The 17,658-nt window shown below is 60.8% G+C and carries 18 protein-coding genes; 11 read left to right on the forward strand and 7 right to left on the reverse strand.

Going from position 1 to position 17,658, the window contains the following annotated elements:
* Window positions 1-28 precede the first annotated feature (28 nt).
* The 11 genes from Q0Y09_RS07990 to Q0Y09_RS08040 all read left to right on the forward strand — a co-directional run bounded on the left by Q0Y09_RS07990 (window position 29) and on the right by Q0Y09_RS08040 (window position 10,165).
* Window positions 29-991: a 3-hydroxyacyl-CoA dehydrogenase family protein gene (locus Q0Y09_RS07990; RefSeq protein WP_297720118.1), complete on the forward strand. Its 963-nt coding sequence runs from the start codon at window positions 29-31 to the stop codon at window positions 989-991.
* A 12-nt stretch (window positions 992-1,003) separates the two neighbouring features.
* Window positions 1,004-2,233, forward strand: coding sequence for an OFA family MFS transporter (locus Q0Y09_RS07995; protein ID WP_297720121.1), 1,230 nt, complete (start codon window positions 1,004-1,006; stop codon window positions 2,231-2,233).
* Window position 2,234: 1 nt separating this feature from the next.
* Entirely contained in the window at window positions 2,235-2,888 is a 654-nt protein-coding gene (locus Q0Y09_RS08000) for a CoA transferase subunit A (RefSeq protein WP_297720123.1), read from the forward strand.
* 12 nt (window positions 2,889-2,900) lie between these two features.
* On the forward strand, window positions 2,901-3,551 hold the full coding sequence (locus Q0Y09_RS08005) for a CoA-transferase (RefSeq protein ID WP_297720125.1): 651 nt from the start codon (window positions 2,901-2,903) through the stop codon (window positions 3,549-3,551).
* A 1-nt stretch (window position 3,552) separates the two neighbouring features.
* Complete coding sequence (locus Q0Y09_RS08010; RefSeq protein WP_297720127.1) at window positions 3,553-4,725, forward strand: thiolase family protein; 1,173 nt, start codon at window positions 3,553-3,555, stop codon at window positions 4,723-4,725.
* 53 nt (window positions 4,726-4,778) lie between these two features.
* Complete coding sequence (locus tag Q0Y09_RS08015) at window positions 4,779-5,480, forward strand: hypothetical protein (RefSeq protein WP_297720129.1); 702 nt, start codon at window positions 4,779-4,781, stop codon at window positions 5,478-5,480.
* 15 nt (window positions 5,481-5,495) lie between these two features.
* Window positions 5,496-6,092 (forward strand): hypothetical protein, encoded by a 597-nt coding sequence (locus tag Q0Y09_RS08020; protein ID WP_297720132.1) that lies wholly within the window; start codon window positions 5,496-5,498, stop codon window positions 6,090-6,092.
* 81 nt (window positions 6,093-6,173) lie between these two features.
* Window positions 6,174-7,190 (forward strand): enoyl-CoA hydratase/isomerase family protein, encoded by a 1,017-nt coding sequence (locus Q0Y09_RS08025; RefSeq protein WP_297720134.1) that lies wholly within the window; start codon window positions 6,174-6,176, stop codon window positions 7,188-7,190.
* Between the two features lie 39 nt (window positions 7,191-7,229).
* Entirely contained in the window at window positions 7,230-8,243 is a 1,014-nt protein-coding gene (locus tag Q0Y09_RS08030) for an enoyl-CoA hydratase/isomerase family protein (RefSeq protein ID WP_297720137.1), read from the forward strand.
* A 78-nt stretch (window positions 8,244-8,321) separates the two neighbouring features.
* A complete protein-coding gene (locus tag Q0Y09_RS08035) occupies window positions 8,322-9,206 on the forward strand; it encodes a 3-keto-5-aminohexanoate cleavage protein (RefSeq protein ID WP_297720139.1) in 885 nt (294 codons plus the stop codon).
* Window positions 9,207-9,211: 5 nt separating this feature from the next.
* Window positions 9,212-10,165, forward strand: a complete 954-nt coding sequence (locus tag Q0Y09_RS08040; RefSeq protein ID WP_297720210.1) for a phosphotriesterase — start codon at window positions 9,212-9,214, stop codon at window positions 10,163-10,165.
* 533 nt (window positions 10,166-10,698) lie between these two features.
* On the opposite strand, the gene frlD is transcribed toward Q0Y09_RS08040, so the two are convergent.
* From frlD to Q0Y09_RS08075, 7 genes are all read right to left on the reverse strand, one after another.
* Window positions 10,699-11,496 (reverse strand): fructoselysine 6-kinase, encoded by a 798-nt coding sequence (gene frlD / locus Q0Y09_RS08045; RefSeq protein WP_297720142.1) that lies wholly within the window; start codon window positions 11,494-11,496, stop codon window positions 10,699-10,701.
* Window positions 11,497-11,520: 24 nt separating this feature from the next.
* Window positions 11,521-12,339 carry a fructoselysine 3-epimerase gene (frlC, locus tag Q0Y09_RS08050; protein ID WP_297720144.1) on the reverse strand — a complete coding sequence of 273 codons (819 nt, stop codon included), beginning with the start codon at window positions 12,337-12,339 and terminating at the stop codon, window positions 11,521-11,523.
* Between the two features lie 59 nt (window positions 12,340-12,398).
* Complete coding sequence (locus Q0Y09_RS08055; RefSeq protein WP_297720147.1) at window positions 12,399-13,394, reverse strand: SIS domain-containing protein; 996 nt, start codon at window positions 13,392-13,394, stop codon at window positions 12,399-12,401.
* A 21-nt stretch (window positions 13,395-13,415) separates the two neighbouring features.
* A complete protein-coding gene (locus Q0Y09_RS08060; protein WP_297720150.1) occupies window positions 13,416-14,495 on the reverse strand; it encodes a spermidine/putrescine ABC transporter substrate-binding protein in 1,080 nt (359 codons plus the stop codon).
* 78 nt (window positions 14,496-14,573) lie between these two features.
* The gene (locus Q0Y09_RS08065; RefSeq protein ID WP_297720154.1) at window positions 14,574-15,395 is read right to left on the reverse strand and encodes an ABC transporter permease; all 822 of its coding nucleotides are present in this window, start codon (window positions 15,393-15,395) and stop codon (window positions 14,574-14,576) included.
* The gene (locus tag Q0Y09_RS08070; RefSeq protein WP_297720156.1) at window positions 15,396-16,304 is read right to left on the reverse strand and encodes an ABC transporter permease; all 909 of its coding nucleotides are present in this window, start codon (window positions 16,302-16,304) and stop codon (window positions 15,396-15,398) included.
* 12 nt (window positions 16,305-16,316) lie between these two features.
* Window positions 16,317-17,390 (reverse strand): ABC transporter ATP-binding protein, encoded by a 1,074-nt coding sequence (locus tag Q0Y09_RS08075; protein ID WP_297720159.1) that lies wholly within the window; start codon window positions 17,388-17,390, stop codon window positions 16,317-16,319.
* Window positions 17,391-17,658 lie beyond the last annotated feature (268 nt).

The following is a 17,658-nucleotide window of genomic DNA, read 5'->3' on the forward strand; positions in this document are numbered from 1 at the left end:
TTTGCTGAGAAATAAGGAGTGCAGAGAGATGAACACAACAGACATCAAGTGCGTCGCCTGCGTGGGCGGCGGCGTCATCGGTTCCAGTTGGGCCATTCAGTTCGCCATGCGTGGTCTGGACGTGGTCCTGTATGACATCAATGATGAGCAGCTGGCCAAGAGCGAGGCCCAGATGCACAAGAGCCTGGACGCCCTGGAGCAGTTCAAGGCCATTACTGCTGACCGCCGTAAGGAGATCGTATCAGCCATCCGTCTGACCACCTCCATGGCGGAGGCGGTGGGCCGGGCCCAGTTCATTCAGGAGAGCGGTCCCGAGCGGCTGGAGATCAAGCAGTCCATCCTGGCCCAGGTGGAGGAGTACGCCGATGCCGGGGCCATTTACGCCAGCTCCACCTCCGGACTGCTTATTTCCGACATCACCGCCAAGGCGGCCCACCCTGAGCGGTGCGTGGGGGCCCACCCCTACAATCCCCCGCACCTGATCCCGCTGGTGGAGCTCACCTCCGGAGACAAGACCGATTCGGACCTGCTCCAGCTGGCCTATGACTTCTACCAGTCCATCGGCAAGGAGGCGGTGCTTCTGCGGAAGGAGTGCCCCGGCTTTATCGCCAACCGGCTCCAGCTGGCCCTCTACCGGGAGGTGCAGGATCTGGTCATGCGGGGCGTGTGCTCCGTGGAGGATGTGGATAAGGCCCTGGTGTACGGCCCCGGCCTTCGGTGGGCGATTTTCGGCCACAACATGATTATGCAGCTGGGCAACCCCGGCGGACTCACCGGCATGGTGCAGATGCTGGGCAACTCCGGCGACCGCTGGCTGGAGGATATGGCCTCCTGGACGCATCAGCCCGATAACTGGAGCGAGGTGGCCCAGCCCGGTGTGGATCAGGAGATGGCCAACTTCCCTGACTACGTGGGCCACACCAACGCCGAGTGTGCCGCCTACCGGGACCAGATGCTCATCGAGCTGCTCAAGCTCCACAGGAAGCTGTAAGGGGGGCCGGCTATGACCCTGACCCCCGCCTGTTCCGCGTTTGCCCGGCGGCGCTGGGTATGCCTCGCCGCCGCCATGGTCATCTGCGTGTGCGCTGGCTTCGGCTACGCCTGGAGCGTACTCCAGAACCCCATCGTCACCCGCTTCGGCTGGGTCGACTCCAGTGTGGCCCTGGCCTACACCATCACGGTGCTGTGCTCCACCTTGGCGCCCCTCTTTTTCGGCGGGCTGATCCGCCGGCTGTCCACCCGTATGGGTGTGATGGTGGGGGCCGTACTCTTTGGCGTTGGCATCTTCGCCACCGGCATGATGGGCCAACTGTGGCAGCTCTACCTGTTTTACGGCGTTATTGCCGGTCTGGGGGTAGGTTTTATCTACCCCAGCATGATGGCCTATGTGGTGCGGCTGTTCCCTGACCGCTCCGGCATGGCCTCCGGCCTGGGTACGGCGGCCTATGGGTCCGGCGCCATCCTGTGGGCGCCTGCCGCCACCGCCCTGATGGAGCGGGTGGGGATGAGCCGGGCCTTTCAGATCCTGGGCATCCTCTTTGCCGTCGTCATTTTGGCTGGCGCGCTCATCCTCTCGGATCCGCCGGAGGGGTTCCAGCAGGCACTGGCTCCCGCCGTTCAGGGGGAGGCCGGAAGCGGGACCGACCTGCGCCGGGGACAGATGGTGCGCACCGGAGCCTTTTACCAGATGCTGATCGTCTTTACCTGCGGCCTGGTGGCCGGAGTCATCGTTATCAGCCAGGCGTCTCCTATCCTTCAGCAGACCCTGAGCTACACCTCCAGCCGGGCCGCCCTCTTTGTGAGCGTATTTTCCGCCTGCAACATGGCTGGCCGTTTCCTGTGGGGAAGCCTGTCCGACAAGCTGGGACTGGTGAATACTGCCGGAGCGGTGTTCCTGCTGTGTATTCTGTCTATGGCGGGCTTGGCTCTGACAGGGGCGGAGCTGCCGGTGCTGATCCTAATGGGAATCGCAGCATCCTGCTACGGCGGGCTGGCCTCCATCCTCACCCCCCTCACCGCCCGCGTGTTTGGGGCCAAGTATATCACGGAAAACTACGGCGTCATGTATCTGGTTTTCGGCCTGGCCAGCCTGATCGGGCCCAGCCTGGCCACCAGCTTCAAAACTATGGGCGGGGGCAGCTATGCCGGCGCCTATGTCACTGCCGCCGTGCTGGCGGCCATCGGACTGGTCCTCTCCCGCTTCCTGAGACCTGTATCGCGCAAAGGAGAATGATATGGAACTGAGTAAAGTACGTACCATTGAGCAGATCGTCGCCTGCTTCAAGGATGGGCAGACCATTGCCATCGGCGGCCAGACCAACCAGTATATGCCCGACCAGCTGATCCAGTGTGTGATCGACAGCGGCGCCCGGCATCTGACGATCTACTCCATTGATTCCAGCGACCCCAACATGGGCATCAGCCGCCTCATTGAGACGGGGGCGGTGGATCGGATGATCACCACTCATGTGGGTACCAATCCCTTGACCAACGCCCGCATCCAGAACGGTACTCTGAAGGCGGAACTGATCCCCATGGGTACCTTCATCGAGCGCATCCGCTGCGGCGGCATGGGGCTGGGCGGCGTACTCACCAAGACCGGCATCGGTACCGTGGTGGAGAAGGGCAAGCAGGTCATTGAGGTGGACGGACAGCGTTACCTGCTGGAGACTGCCCTCCACGCCGATGTGGCGCTTACCCGCTGCCGCCGGGCCGATCCCCTGGGCAACCTGACATACAGCGGCAGCTCCGGCCACGCCTCTCACCCGGTCATCGCCACCTGCGCCGACCTGTCCATCGTGGAGTGCGATCACTTCTGCGATCTGGGCGAAATTGGCCCCGACGAGGTCAAGGTGCCCGGCATGTTTGTAGATATGATCCTGGCGTAAGGAGGGGGAAGCATGGATAACAGAAACTTTATTGCCAAGCGGGCCGCGGCCTACTTTAAGCCCGGCGACGTGGTCAACCTGGGCATCGGCATCCCCAGCCTGTGTGGCAGCTATGCTGTGGACGGGGTGCTCTTTCAGTCCGAAAACGGCTTCATTGGAATCGGCTCCACCGTGAAGGGGGGGCTGATGGAAAACAGCCGCTTCGTCAACGCCGGCGGCGTACACTTTATCCCCGTGCCCGGCGCCAGCGCCTTTGACGTGGCCATGTCCTGTGGCGTCATCCGCTCTGGTCGGTTGGCCGCCACAGTGTTGGGCGGTCTCCAGGTCTCCGCCAGAGGAGACCTGGCCAACTGGTCCACGCCCGGTCGAGCCTTTGGAATGGGTGGCGCTATGGACCTGTGCAACGGTTCCCGGAAGGTCATTGTGGCGATGGAGCTGGTGGCCAGGGGCGGCTCCCCCAAGATCGTAGAGGAGTGTACCCTGCCGCTTACCGCGCTGAGCTGCGTCGACCACATCGTCACAGACCGATGCGTTATCAATGTGACGAAGGACGGCCTGGTCCTCTCTGAGATCCGAAAAGGTCATACCGTGGAGGAGATCCAGGCCGCTGTTGTGCCCAAGCTCCTGGTGGCGCCAGATTTGATTGAAATGGAGGAAGATTGATATGGCAAGACCGCTGAACAAAACAGTGGTAGTGGCCTATGGCCGCTCCGCCGTAGCCAGGTCTGGAAAGAAAGGGGCCCTGCGGGACCTGCACCCCATTGATATGGGTGGTCTGGTCCTCAAAGGCGTGATGGAAAAAGTCCCGCAGCTGGACCCCAAGCTGGTGGAGGATGTGATCCTGGGCTGCTCCATCCCTGAGGGCAAGCAGGGCCTGAATCCCGCCCGGCTGGTAGCCGCCCGGGCAGGACTGCCCTACACCGCCTGTGGACTCACGGTGGACCGCTTCTGCTCCTCCTCCCTCCAGGCCATCGCCCTGGCGGCCTGGCAGATCGAGGCCGGGCAAGCTGACTGTCTGGTGGCCGGCGGCATCGAGTCCATGACCGCTCTGCCCATGACCATTGACCGCAGCGCCGATCAAGACCCGTGGCTGGTGGAGCATGATCCCGCCCAGTATATATCCAATGGTGAGACTGCTGAGAATGTGGCCGAACAGTACAATGTGACCCGGGAGGAGATGGACCGCCTGGCTCTGGAGAGCCACCAGAAGGCCGCCCGTGCCCAGGATGCCGGCTACTTTGACGAGCAGATTATCCCTCTGCCCGGCGTAGACGCCGAGGGCAACCCCATTGTCTTTGACAAGGACCAGGGTATCCGCCGGGACACCACCATGGAGAAGATGGGCGCCATGAAGCCCTGCTTCCGGGAGAACGGCCGGGTCACCGCCGCCACCTCCTCCCAGACCAGTGACGGCGCCGCCTTCCTGGTGCTTATGAACCGGGACAAAGCCGCTGAGCTGGGCATCAAGCCCCTGGCCTCCTTCCTGGGCTTCTGCGTGGGCGGCCTGGATCCCGCCTATATGGGTCTGGGCCCCATCTATGCCGTGCCCAAGGTAATGGAGTACACCGGCCTTACTGTGAAGGATATGGACATCATTGAGCTCAACGAGGCCTTTGCCGCACAGGTCAGCCCCTGTATCAAGGAATTGGGGATGGACCCTGCCAAGGTCAACCCCAATGGCGGCGCCATGGCGCTTGGCCATCCTCTGGGCGCTACCGGCGCAGTGCTGAGCTGCAAGGCCATCTCCGAGCTGCATCGCACCGGCGGCAAGTACGCCCTGGTCACCATGTGCATCGCCGGCGGCATGGGCGCTGCCGGGATCTTCAAAACCGAATAAGTATTTCTGCTTTAAGCTGAAAAAGCGAAAAGAGGAAAGAGAGGAGCAACCCTATGTCACCCAGTATCCTGATCTCTCTGGTGGTGGTCGTGATCGCTTTCGCCCTGTTCTTTTTCTTCAGCTTCAAGGGCGTAAACCTGTTCCTGACGGTCTTTGCTTGTGTCACGCTGGTCTCCCTCTGCACCGCCGACGGGCTGACCGCCATCTTTACCAGCTTCCTGCCCTCGGTGGGCACCATGTTCCAGCAGTTCTTCCTGCTCTACACCATCGGCGGCGCCTTCGGCTTCTGCCTGATGGAGAGCGGACTGGGTTCCGCTATGGCGGTACATATGATCCGCATTTTTGGTGAGAAATGGATCGCCGTGGCGCTCTTTGTCATCACTTGCCTGATGATGGCCGCCGGCGTGGCCTCTTACCAGTACGCGATCCTGGCCATTGCCCTGCCGGTGCTGAAGCGTCTGAACATGTCCCGGAAGGTGGCCTTGGCCGCCATGTCTGCCGGCGCCGGTTCAGTAGCCTACGGCACCCTGATTGGTATGCCCAACGCTCTGAATATCGCGCCTACCACCTACCTGGGCACTACCACCATGGCCAGCCCCGTCATCAGCTTGGTGTGCACCGCCTTCTCTGTGGCGTTCATCGTAGGCTATCTGATGCTTCTGACCAACCGCCTCAAGGCCAAGGGCGAGGGCTTTGTGACCTATGACGACGACCCCAAGGTGGATCAGGACGAGAGCACCCTGCCGCCCGCCTAGAAGGGCTACCTCTGTGTGGCCTCCATCATTGGACTGAGCCTGCTGTTCCAGGGTTTCGGCATCGCCGCCATCCAGGCCACCACCTATGCCCAGGTGCTCTCCATCCTGCTGCTCTTCCTGCTGGTGGGTAAAAAACACCTGGCCAACCCCTTTCAGACCTGCGTGCGGGGCATCCAGGGCTCCCTGATCCCTGTGGTGTTCATCTCCATTGTGGTAGGATACGGCACCGTGGTCCAAGCCACTCCTGTATTCAGCTGGCTGGTGGAGAAGGTGCTGGCTATGAACATGCACCCCTACCTGCTCACCTTTGTGGCGGTCAATCTGCTGGCCGGTATGACGGCCAACGGCACCGGAGGCGTCACCCTGTTCATGCAGAACTTTGGCTCCACCATCCTGAGCAACCCTGCCATCAATGTGGGCGCTTTGCACCGCATCGCCGCCATCTCCGGCGCTGGTTTCGATTCCCTGCCCCACAACGGAGCCATCGCATTCCAGCTGTCTGTCTTCAAGCTCTCTTACAAGGAAGGCTATTTCCAGCAGTTTATGATGTCTGTGCTGGTCAACTTGTTGGCTGGCCTGCTGGCAGTCATGCTGGCCATCGCCCTTTACTGACCCCTGCTTGGGGCCGCGATGCACGTCCGGCCTGTTTTGTCCATTCTGATTACATGATACAAATTTTAGGAGGTAACAATCATGGGAAAGCCCTTAGCTGATTATGTCAAGCTGCCTGAGCTGGAAGAGTACAGGGAGTGGTTCAAGGATTTCGCCGATCTCTACCGTGAGGACGGCATTCTCCAGGTGACCTGGAAGACCCTGGACGGTCCCATGCAGCACAGCGGCATGTCTCACCGGGCCATCAGCCAGCTGGTGCGCATCCTGTCCATGGACTTCAAGAACGAGATCATCATCTTCACCCACATCGGCGACAGCTGGATGACCGAGTCCGACCCCAATGGCTGGGAGACCTACTCCAAGCTGCCCACCGAGCGGTTCCAGCACCAGTACTTTGACGACACCAACCTGATTAAGAACATGATCTTTGATTTGGATGTGCCCACCATCGGCGCCATCCCCGGCCCCGGTTTCCACTGGGATTCCGCCATGCTGTGCGACATCACCATCTGCTCTGACGATACCTGGATGGAGGTCCCCCACGCTCACGGCGGTCTGGTGCCCGGCGACGGCATGGGTCTGATGGCCCAGCACTACTTCGGCACCAAGCGGGGCAACTACTACATGATGACCGCCCGCCAGTGGACCGCCCAGCAGATGCTGGACTGGGGCATGGTCAGCGAGGTAGTGAAGAAGGACGACGTCATGGCCCGCGCCTGGGAGATCGCCCGGATGCTGAAGACCATGCCCTACGAGAACCGCACCATCATGTCCAACCTGGCCAAGCGTCCTCTGAAGAAGCTGCTGGTGGAGGACCTGAAGCTGCACACCGTCTCCGAGCAGTACGGCTCCCTGCTGCGTATCGCCGCTGGTGACATGGGCGACCGCAACGCCGCCCAGCAGGACGAGAAGTACATCAGCCAGACCAACGACTGGCGCTACTGCCACGATTGGATGCAGCAGGCTCCCAGCCGGGAGGTGTGGGACGGGTTCCGCACCAAGCCCATCGAGTGGTTCAAGGAAGTGGAGGATGGCAAAGAGGTCAACCCCTTCGACCCCGATAAAAAGGTGACGCCCTACCGTCCTGAGAGCAAATAAGCCGTCCGTCCGGACAGAAAATAAAGGAGGCATATTGATATGGGAAAACCTCTGGCTGATTACGTCAAGCTACCTGAATTTGATGAATATAAAGAGTGGTTCAAGGCATTTGCCGACCTGAAGCGGGAAGACGGCATTGTCCAGGTGACCTGGAAGACCAACGACGGCCCCATGCACCACAGCGGCATGTCCCACCGGGCCATGAGCCAGCTGACCCGCTGGCTGAGCCTGGACTACAAGAACGAGATCATCATCTACACCCACATCGGTGACAACTGGATGATCGAGTCCGACGCCAACGGCTGGGAGACCTACTCCAAGCTGCCCACCGAGCGGTTCCAGCACCAGTACTTTGACGACACCAACCTGATTAAGAACATGATCTTCGATCTGGATGTGCCCACCATCGGCGCCATCCCTGGCTCCGGCTTCCACTGGGATTCCGCCATGCTGTGCGACATCACCATTTGCTCTGAGGACACCAAGATGGAGGTGCCCCACGCGCAGGGCGGTCTGGTGCCCGGCGACGGCATGGGCCTGATGGCCCAGCACTACTTCGGCACCCAGCGGGGCAATTACTACACCATGACCACCCGCCAGTTCACCGCCCAGCAGATGCTGGACTGGGGCATGGTCAGCGAGGTGGTGCCCAAGGGGACCGTGGTGGACCGCGCCTGGGAGATCGCCCGGATGCTGAAGACCATGCCCTACGAGAACCGTACCATCATGTCCAACCTGGCCAAGCGGCCCCTGAAGAAGCTGCTGGTGGAAGACCTGAAGCTGCACACCGTCTCCGAGCAGTACGGCTCCCTGCTGCGGGTGGCCGCCGGCGACCTGGGGGATGAGAACTCCGCCCAGCAGGACGAAAAGTACATCAGCCGGGTCAACGACTGGCGCTATGCCACTCACGACATGGAGGAACCTCAGACTGCCGAATCCTGGCGCGCCATGCCTCAGAAGGCCGCCGACTGGTGGAAAAAGGTGGAGGCCGGCGAGATCGAGAACCCCTATGTGTTCGAGCACAGCAACGAGCCCGAGGACTATAAATTCTAATCCCACCATCTACGGAAGAAGGGGCCGCCTGTGCGCCCCTTCTTCCCGCGTATCCAAATAGAAGGAGTGAAATCTGCTATGGCAAAGACCATTATTACCGCTGCCCTTACCGGTGCGGTCACCCCTGCGGGCTATAAAATCCCCGAGACCCCTCAGCAGATCGCCGACGATGCCTATGAAGCCTGGCAGGCCGGCGCTGCTGTGGTCCACCTCCACATGCGGGCCGACGACGGCCTGGGCGCCATGGACAAGGAGAAGTTCCGGGAGACCATCCGCCTCATCCGCAGCCATAAGGACTGCGACGTCATCATCAACTGCACCTCTTCCGGCGCCTCCCCCCAGCATCCCGCTACTGACGACGAGCGGATGGCCCACCACAAGGAGCTGGCCGGCATTGAGATGGGCTCCTATGATGCCGGTTCCTTTAACTGGATGCCCAGCGGTGTGTTCCTGAACAGCCCCCAGTTCCTGGAGAAGCTGGGCGACCTGTACCTGGAAAAGGGCATCAAGCCGGAGATCGAGATATTTGATGCCGGCATGCTGGGCATCACCAATTACTTTGTCAAGAAGGGCCACTTGCCCACCCCCTGCCACTATCAGTTCTGCCTGGGCGTGTTGGGCGGCATGCCCGCTACTGTGGAAAATCTACTCTACTTGGTGCAGCATATCCCGGAAGGCTCCACTTGGTCCGCCTTTGGCGTGGGCAAGGGCCACCTGCCCATCCTGTTTGCTGCCCTGGCTCTGGGCGGCCACATTCGCGTGGGCATGGAGGACAACGTGGTCTTTGAAATCAAGGAAAACGGCGAGAAGGTCATGGCCACCAACCGTATGCTGGTGGAGCGTGCCGTAGCCGCTGTCAAGGCCTACGGCAACACCCCCGCCACCCCTGCCGAGGCCCGGCAGATGTTGGGGATCCCCGCCTTTGACGGAGAGAAGGTCCGCGCCGCGCTGGGAATCGGGTGAGATCCATGACTGTCCAAGGTGTTTTTGGACCCATTGATACCAGTGAGCTGGGTCAGGTGCTCATGCACGAGCACGTGACCTGCGCCGATTGGTCCATGCGTATGAATTTTGGGTCCAGATTTTATGAAGAAGCCGTGGTGGCGGATATGGCCGCCGGCCAGTTGAACAAGGCCGCCGCCTTGGGTGTGCGCACCATTGTGGACGGCACCCCTGTCAATCTGGGCCGGGACATTTGCCTGATCCGGGAGGTGGCCCGCCGTACCGGGCTCAACTTCATTGCCTCCACCGGCTTTTACTACCAGGAGGAACCCTGGCTGGCCTTCCGGGACGAGGAGCAGATCTACGACCTGCTGATGGGGGACTGCACCGACGGCATCCAGGGTACCGACAGCAAGCCGGGTATCCTGAAGGCCGGGGTGGGCCATGCCGGCCTGACCCCCCTGCTGGAGAAGGTGCTCCATGCCACCGGACGGGTGTCCGCCCAGACCGGGCTGCCCATCTTCTGCCATCATGACCCCTCCGTCCACAGCGGTGGAGATATCCTGGACCTGTTTGAGAGCTGCGGTGTGCCCGCCAACCGGGTAATCCTGGGCCACAGCGGGGACACCGCCGACCTGGACTACCTGACCGCCATGCTGGAGCGGGGATGCTGGCTGGGCATGGACCGCTTCGGCTTCTGCGACCGGGACCTGGGGCTGGAACCCCGGGTAGACACCATCGCTGCCCTCTGGCAGCGGGGATGGGGCGGCAGGCTCCTTCTCAGTCACGATTTGGCGGCCTATCTGGCTTTCTGGGACAGCTGGGAGACCACCCAAAACAGTGACTATCTGAACCTGGAGGAGGACTATACATTCATCCACCGGCGGGTGCTCCCTGCCCTGGAGACCAAGGGCCTGGACCGTGAGGCGGCGGAGGGCCTGCTGAGCAAAAACCCCAGGGCATTTTTTGAAGGGCTGTAAGCCTCTCTTAGACAGTTTTGCAAATCAAAATATTTGAGCATCTAAAAGGGCTTGCTGTTTGTGAAGGGCAAACAGCAAGTCCTTTTTATGAGTTTATGAGAGGCGTCGGCAAGGGAGACGGCTTAAACTTGGCCTTGATCGCTGCGCTGGATTGGGGATATTCCCACCGTCCTGGCTGAGACGGCAATACAGGACAGTGACCACATATTCCGGTTTGACTGTTTCATCCAGCCTGCCTTTTTCTTTCTCAAGCCGTTCACCGCATTGCACAGACACAATGCCCAGGCGTAGAAGGTGAGACCGCAGGTAAAAATCGGGTTCGGCAATCTTGCCGAACCCGATTTTTAGTAAGGAGAACAAAATACTGATGAACAAAACAAAGATTCGCTTCCATCCAACAGAATGTGCCCCAGAAAGTGGGCACAGGGCACAAGATCTGTATGTACTTCCGCGCTGGTGTGCAAAATTGGGTTTCTTGTTGCCCATTTGCCGGGCGCCCTCTGAAGACCGGGGCGGGAACGAGGGGGTCGGAATCACCACGCACCGGCATAGCCCAAGGTGACACTGCTGTTTTCGGCCCCCAGAACCATGCAGGCGGGGATGTCCCGTCCCCGCATCAGGCCGTACAGGAACCCGGCGATGAAGCTGTCCCCGGCTCCCATGGTGTCCACCACCTGACAGGGGACGATGGACCCGGGGTAAAACCGTGTCCCATCAAAGGCCAGACTCCCACGCTCCCCTCGGGTGGCCACCACGATCTTCGGACCACGGGCGTGGAGGTTTCGGAGGATGTCCTCCAAGGCGCCGTCGTCGGCGGTGTCGTTGGAGAAAAAGGCGTAGTCCACATAGGGGAGGGCCCTCTGGGCGGCGGGGTCCTCCGGTCGGTCGGCGCAGTCAAAGGCCACCGGGATTCCCCGGGCCTTGATGCGGGGCAGGTCCCCCTCCACCCGGCCCCATAGGCCGGACACCACCAGGTCGTGCCTGCACAGGAAATCCACGTCTGCTTCCGTCAGGCGGAATTCCTCCATGACGCCCTCCTCATAGTCGCCAAACACCCGGTCCCCGTCCACGATGGACACATGGGAGAGGGCGGTGGACCCGGGGGCGGTGTGCAGGTGGGACACGTCCACCCCCTTGCCCTCCAGGGCCCGGCGCAGGAAAGGTCCGTGGGGGTCGTCTCCCACCACGCCGGTATAGGAGGCAGCGCCCCCCAGACGGACGGTGTAAACCGCCACATTCACCGGGTTCCCGCCGGGGAAGGCTTCCCCAGTCTGGTCATAAAAATCAATGCAGTTGTCGCCCACGGCGGCCAGTTTCAGCTTTTTTTCCATATCGTCCTCCTGTGCATTCCGTGGCTACGGCAACATGGCCCGGACCCGCTCCACCGCCCGGCGGGCGGCCAGCGTAGGCTCGGCAATGTAGGCCGTCACCAGTTCGATGGTGGCCCGGCCCCGGTATCCCCGGCGTTCCAGCTCCCGGAGCAGCTCCGGCAGGTAGAGCCGTCCCTCTCCGGGCAGCAGATGGGAGTCGCTGGCCCCATCGCTGTCCACCAGATGGAGGTGGGCCATCCGGGGCCCCAGCAGGTCCAGATACTCCGTCGCCGGCGCGCCCGTCGCCGCCGGCGGTACTACGTCGCACATCCCTAGCAGACAGGGGGAGCCCACCTCGTCCAGGGCCTGGGCCAGTTCCCCCGCCGTGGTACACAGATTGCTTTCGTAAGGGGTGAGGCTCTCCAGCAGGATGCTGTGACCGATGGCCTCGGCGTGGGCGGCCAGGACCCGCAGACTGTCGATGAGCCGCTTCCACAGGGCCTGTCGGGGCACGCCGCAGCCGCCGTGCCCCACGGAGATCAGGGTATGCTCCGCCCCCAGGGCCTTGCCCATGTCCAGGCAGAGCTTCAAATAGTCCATGGCATCCTCCCACTGGAGAGGGGTGCCCGCCATGTAGTTGTAGGGGTAGGCGTTGTGCTCCGGGGTGTAGACCCGCACCGGTATAGCGTACCGCTCTGCCAGATCCAGCACTGTCCTCAGCTCCCCCCGCCGGAGGTCGGGGGCGTAGGCGTGGGGGCGTCCCCCCCACAACTCAATGTAGTCATATCCCAGATCCCGGGCGTCGGCAAAGGCCCACTCCAGGGGAAAACGCTGGTAGCCGCTGGTGAACATACCCAGTTCCATAGCTCCTCCTGACAGGGACCGCCCCGGTGCTGCCCGGGGCGGTCCCTCACGATCTCAGATCAGTACTTGAATTGACGGTAGTAGCGGCGGATCTCCATGGGATGGCAGTTGATGGCCTCCATGTGGGCGTCGATGCGCTGGGTGACGGCGTGGGTCACCAGATGGGAGAGATTGCCCCGGTACTTCTCGTCGATGCCGGGCAGATCGTAGTCCTTGGAGTCGATGACAGTGAAGTTGCCGCACACCCGGGGCAGGAACTTCACCACCCGCTCGCTGAGGGGACGCTGGGCGTCCTCCCCCACGAAAACGGTCACCGGGGTGTCCCGGTCCACGATCTCCAGCATGCCGTGGAAAAATTCGGCGGAGTGGATGCTTTTGGTACGGATCCAGTGTTGCTCTTCCCAGTAGCACATGGCGTAGGAGTAGGTGGAGCCGTACTGGTTGCCGGCGCCCACAAAGTAGTGGAGCTTGTCGTCGTGGTGCTTCTGGGCAAAGGCCAGGCCAAAGGCGTCGGCCGCCTTCTCCACCTCCACCAGGTCCCGGGCCAGATGGGCGTCCAACTGGGCGTAGTAGTCGTCGTACTCCGGGAATTCTCCCTGGTGGTACATGAAACGGTCGGCCACCATGAAGAATTTGAGCTGCTCATTGGCGGGATAGGCGATCTCCCAGTCCACCATCTTGGCAAGGTCTGCGGTCTCCACGTCGATAAAGCCCAGCACCTTGGCGCCGGCCGCCTTGACCTTCTCCACACCCTTTACCATTTCCTCGGTGCTGCCGGTGACAGAGGAGATGATTACGATGGTACCCTCCCCCACCCGGGGATTGCCGGTGGTGAGGTACTCCGCTGCATTCTCCACAAAGAGGTCCAGGCCGGAACGCTCTTTCATGTGGGCCTGGGCCTGCAGGCAGGAGGCCCAGGTACCGCCGATGCCCAGCCAGCACAGGTTGCGGAAGCCCTTCTGGCAGATGTCATCCACGATGGCCTCGATCTGGGGCCGGAGGGCCAGGGCGCCCTGGACGCTGGCAAGCTGTTTTTCCTCGTCAAATTTCAGCATAAAAATCTCCTTACCGGGGGCTTATTGGCCCACCTTCAGCTTCTGATAGTAGTCGTTGTAAATGGTGAGGGCATCGCCCACGTCCTCCTGGAAGAAGACGTTTTCCTTGTAGTCAAAGTCCTTGGCGGGGTCGTTGCGGTAAGATTCGGGTGCGGCGGCCACAGCGGCGTCGTTGGGGCAGAAGTAGGGGAACTCCTCCAGGTTCTTGGCCATGACCTCGGGGGTGCAGATGTAGTCCAGGAACTTGTAGGCCAGATCGGTGTGCTTGGCGCCGGTGGGCATCACGTACATGTCGAAGCCCAGCTGCACGGCATCATCGGTGAAGGGGGCCACCACCAGGGGGTTCTCCTCGCCCATCTCGGCCATGGCCCAGGAGGCGTTTCCGTCGTAAGTGAGGGCCACGGAGGCGGTGCCGTTGGTCAGGTTCTGCTCGGCGGCGCCGTAGGCCACCACGTTCTCGTTGAACTTCACCAGCCACTCATAGGCTTCGGCGATCTCGCTCTCCACGGTGGAGTTGGGGTCGTAGCCCAGGGCGATGAGGGCGATGGGGAACAGGTTCCGGGCGCCGTCAATGGTGCTGATCTGGCCCTTCAGAGAGGGATCGAGCAGATCGTTGTAGCAGGTGATCTCAATGGGGCAGGTCTCCTTATTATACACCACATAGATGTAGTTGCCCAGATAGGGGATGCTGTGTTTGGGAGAGGACCAGTAGGCGGAGTTGATGTTGGAGGCATTGGGGACCTGGCTCATGTCCAGTTCCTCCACATAGCCGCCCGCAATCAGGGACTCCATATAGGCGTCGCAGGTCATGATGAGGTCGTACTCCTGGCCGCCACCGGCGGTGAGCTTAGTGATGGCGTCGGCGTTGTCGCTCATGTAGGAGAGGTTGACGGTGCAGTTGTTCTGGCTTTCAAAGTCGGCGATGAGCTCGTCGGAGATGTACTGCTGCCACATGTAGATGTTCAGCTCGGTGCTGGCTTCGGCGGGGGTTTCGGGGGCGTCGGTACCGGGGGCGGTCTCAGCGGGGGTCTTCCCGCCGCCACAGGCGCACAGGGCCAGGAGCATGGCGCTGGCAAGGACTCCAGACAGGATTCTCTTCATGAAAATGTTCCTCCTTTTTATTTGGCTCTTGGTTCTATTCCGTATCGCCGAGGCGCTTCCCCGGGCGGTAAGGACCGTTCAGGCGGCCTGGCTCCGCTTGCGGAGCGCGGCCTTGACTGCGTTGCTCAACAGCATACACGCCACGATGACCAGGATCATGATGGTGGTGAGGGCATTGACATCGGGGGTGACGCCGCTTTTGTTCATGGAGAGGATGAGCACGGGCAGGGTGGTGTTTTTTGCGCCGGAAAGCATGTTGCTCATAACCACGTCGTCAATGGAGAGGGTGAAGGAGAGGAAGGCTGCCGACATGACGCCGGGCATGATGCTGGGCAGGGTCACCCGGCAGAAGGTCTGGATGCGGTTGGCGCCCAGGTCCATGGATGCCTCCTCCAGGGTGTTGCCGTCGCCGCTGATGCGGCCCTTGATGGTGACCACGGCGTAGGGGATGCAGAAGGTGCAGTGGCCGATGAGGATGGACCCCATGCCAAGGGCGAACCCCACGTTCATAAAAATAATGAGCAGGGCCACCGCCAGCACGATTTCTGGGACGATGATGGGGATGAAGATCATGCCGTTGATGAATTTTTTCATCCGGAACTCATATCGCTTGAGCCCTAGCGCGCCCAGGGTGCCCACCACCACGGAGATAACGGTGGCCAGCACAGCGATGACGATGGAATACCACAGGCTGTCCATGAGAGCATGGTTGCCGAAGAGCTTGCCATACCACTGGGTGGTGAAGCCACTCCAGTAGTAGTTATAGCGTTGGTCATTGAAGGAGAAGATCATCATGACCACCACGGGGATATAGAGCACGGTGTAGATGAGGATGGCGTAAAGGTCGCCCAGGACACCCAGGGTCTTCCGGCGTCGCTGCACCTTGGTAAGATTGGCCATTTACACCACCTCCATATCTTCCAGCTTGGCAAAGCGGGTGTAGAGGAAAATGAGAGCGCCGGTGATGACAAGCAGCAGCACAGAAAGGGCGGCGCCCAGGGGCCAGTTCCGAATGGCGCCGAACTGATTTTTGATGATGTTGCCGATGTAGAGGACCTTGCCGCCGCCCAGCATGTCGGAGACGGTGTAGATGCCCAGACTGGGGATAAACACCAAAATGACGGCGGAGAAGATACCGGGGAAGGTGAGGGGCAGGGTCACCCGGAAGAAGGTCTCCCGGGGGGTGGCCCCCAAGTCGGAGGAGGCTTCCAGCAGGGACTTTTGCAGCTTCTCAATGGAGCTGTAAAGGGGGAGTACCGCGAAGGGGAGCATGTTGGTAATCATACCCAGTACCACCAGCCCGTCGGTGTAGACGAAGGTGATGGGGGCGTCCACGATGCCGGCCCACTGGAGGAAGTTGTTCACCGGTCCGCTGGTCTGGAAGAGGAGCAGCCAGCTGTTCAGGCGCATCAGGGAGTTGGTCCAGAAGGGGATCATGATGAGCATGATGAGCCGGGAGGCCGTCTCCGGGGGCTTGCGGGCAATGTAGTAGGCGAAGGGGTAGCCCAGCAGCAGGCAGAGCACCGTGGTGAAAAGAGCCACCTGGAGAGATTTGAGGATGACCTTGAAGTAGGTGGCGTCCAGCAGGGTCTGATAGCTCTCGGTGGAGAACTCATAGACCACGTCGCCGAAGACGCCCCGGGACATAAAGCTGATGTAGATGATGAAGAGCATAGGGAGGGTGACAAAGAGGATCATCCACACCGACACCGGGCCGGCTTGGGCCAGGGCGGGGATGGTCTTCCGCCGCACGTCCCGCTTCCGGCTGATGGCCTGGAGATCGGCGGTGTCATTGATGTGCGTGCTCATATTCCCGCCCCCTTACGCCTGAGCCTTTTTGATGGCCACGGACTTGTCCGGGTCCCAGAAGACCCGGACTGGATCGCCCTCCCGGAGACGCTCGTCCTGCTCAAAGCGGGAGAGTTTGATCTCGGTGCCGTCGGAGAGATCCAGGGCCGTTTTGACCACCGTGCCCATGTAAGTAAAGTCTTTCACCGTGGCAGGCAGGTCGAAGCCCTCTGCCTGTCCGTTGCTCAGCTCCAGATACTCGGGGCGAATGGAGACGTGCATCTCCTCTCCCACCTGGAATCCCTCGCCCCGGGTGGTGAGCAGACCCGCCGGGCACTCCACCCGAAGCAGGTCCCCCTCCACAGCCCGGACCACGCCATCAAAGATGTTGGACTCGCCAATGAAGCCGGCCACGAACCGGGTCCTGGGCCGGTCGTAGATCTCCCGGGGGGTGTCCAGCTGCTCAATAACGCCGCCGTTCATGACGGCGATGCGGTCGGACATGGTGAGGGCTTCCTCCTGGTCGTGGGTGACGTAGACAAAGGTGATACCCAGCTTCCGCTGGAGCCGCTTGAGCTCCAGCTGCATCTGCTTGCGCAGCTTCAAATCCAGGGCGCCCAGGGGTTCGTCCAGCAGCAGCACCTTGGGGTTGTTGATGAGAGCCCGAGCGATGGCCACCCGCTGCTTCTGGCCGCCGGAGAGGGCGTCGGGCTTTCGGCTTTCGTAGCCGGTGAGCTGCACCAGGGAGAGCATTTCGGTCACGCGGCGGCGGATCTCGTCCTTGGGCACCTTCTTGATGGTCAGGCCGTAGGCTACGTTGTCGAAGACCGTCATGTGCGGGAACAGGGCGTAGTTTTGGAAGACGGTGTTCACGTCCCGCTGATAGGGCTCCTTGTTCTCCACCCGTTCTCCCTGGACCTTGATGATGCCGGAGGTGGCGTCCTCAAATCCGGCAATCATCCGCAGGGTGGTCGTCTTGCCGCAGCCGGACGGCCCCAGCAGGGTCAGGAATTCACCCTCCTGAATCTCCATGTTCATTTTCCGTACCACTAGGTTGGAACCAAAACGTTTTTCCACGTCGATCAGAGATACAATACTCTCTGGCATACCATCCCCACCTCATTTTTAATCAAAACAACGAAAAACACCGGCTGAAACGGACAGGTTCCTGGATGTTTTTTCTAACTGTCTGCATCATAGCATAATTTATTGCTGGAATCAATGGATTTTTGCAGATATGAGAAAAATATATCATACCACTTTAAGGTTTTAGATATTATTTCTGGACTTATCCCCTGTTTTCCCGGGCTTTCCCCATTTAGAGCCGCCGGATACCGGGTAAAATTGGTCTGAAATCAAGATATCTTATCTGCCG

This window comes from Intestinimonas sp., assembly GCF_026169115.1.
Classification (GTDB): domain Bacteria; phylum Bacillota; class Clostridia; order Oscillospirales; family Oscillospiraceae; genus Intestinimonas.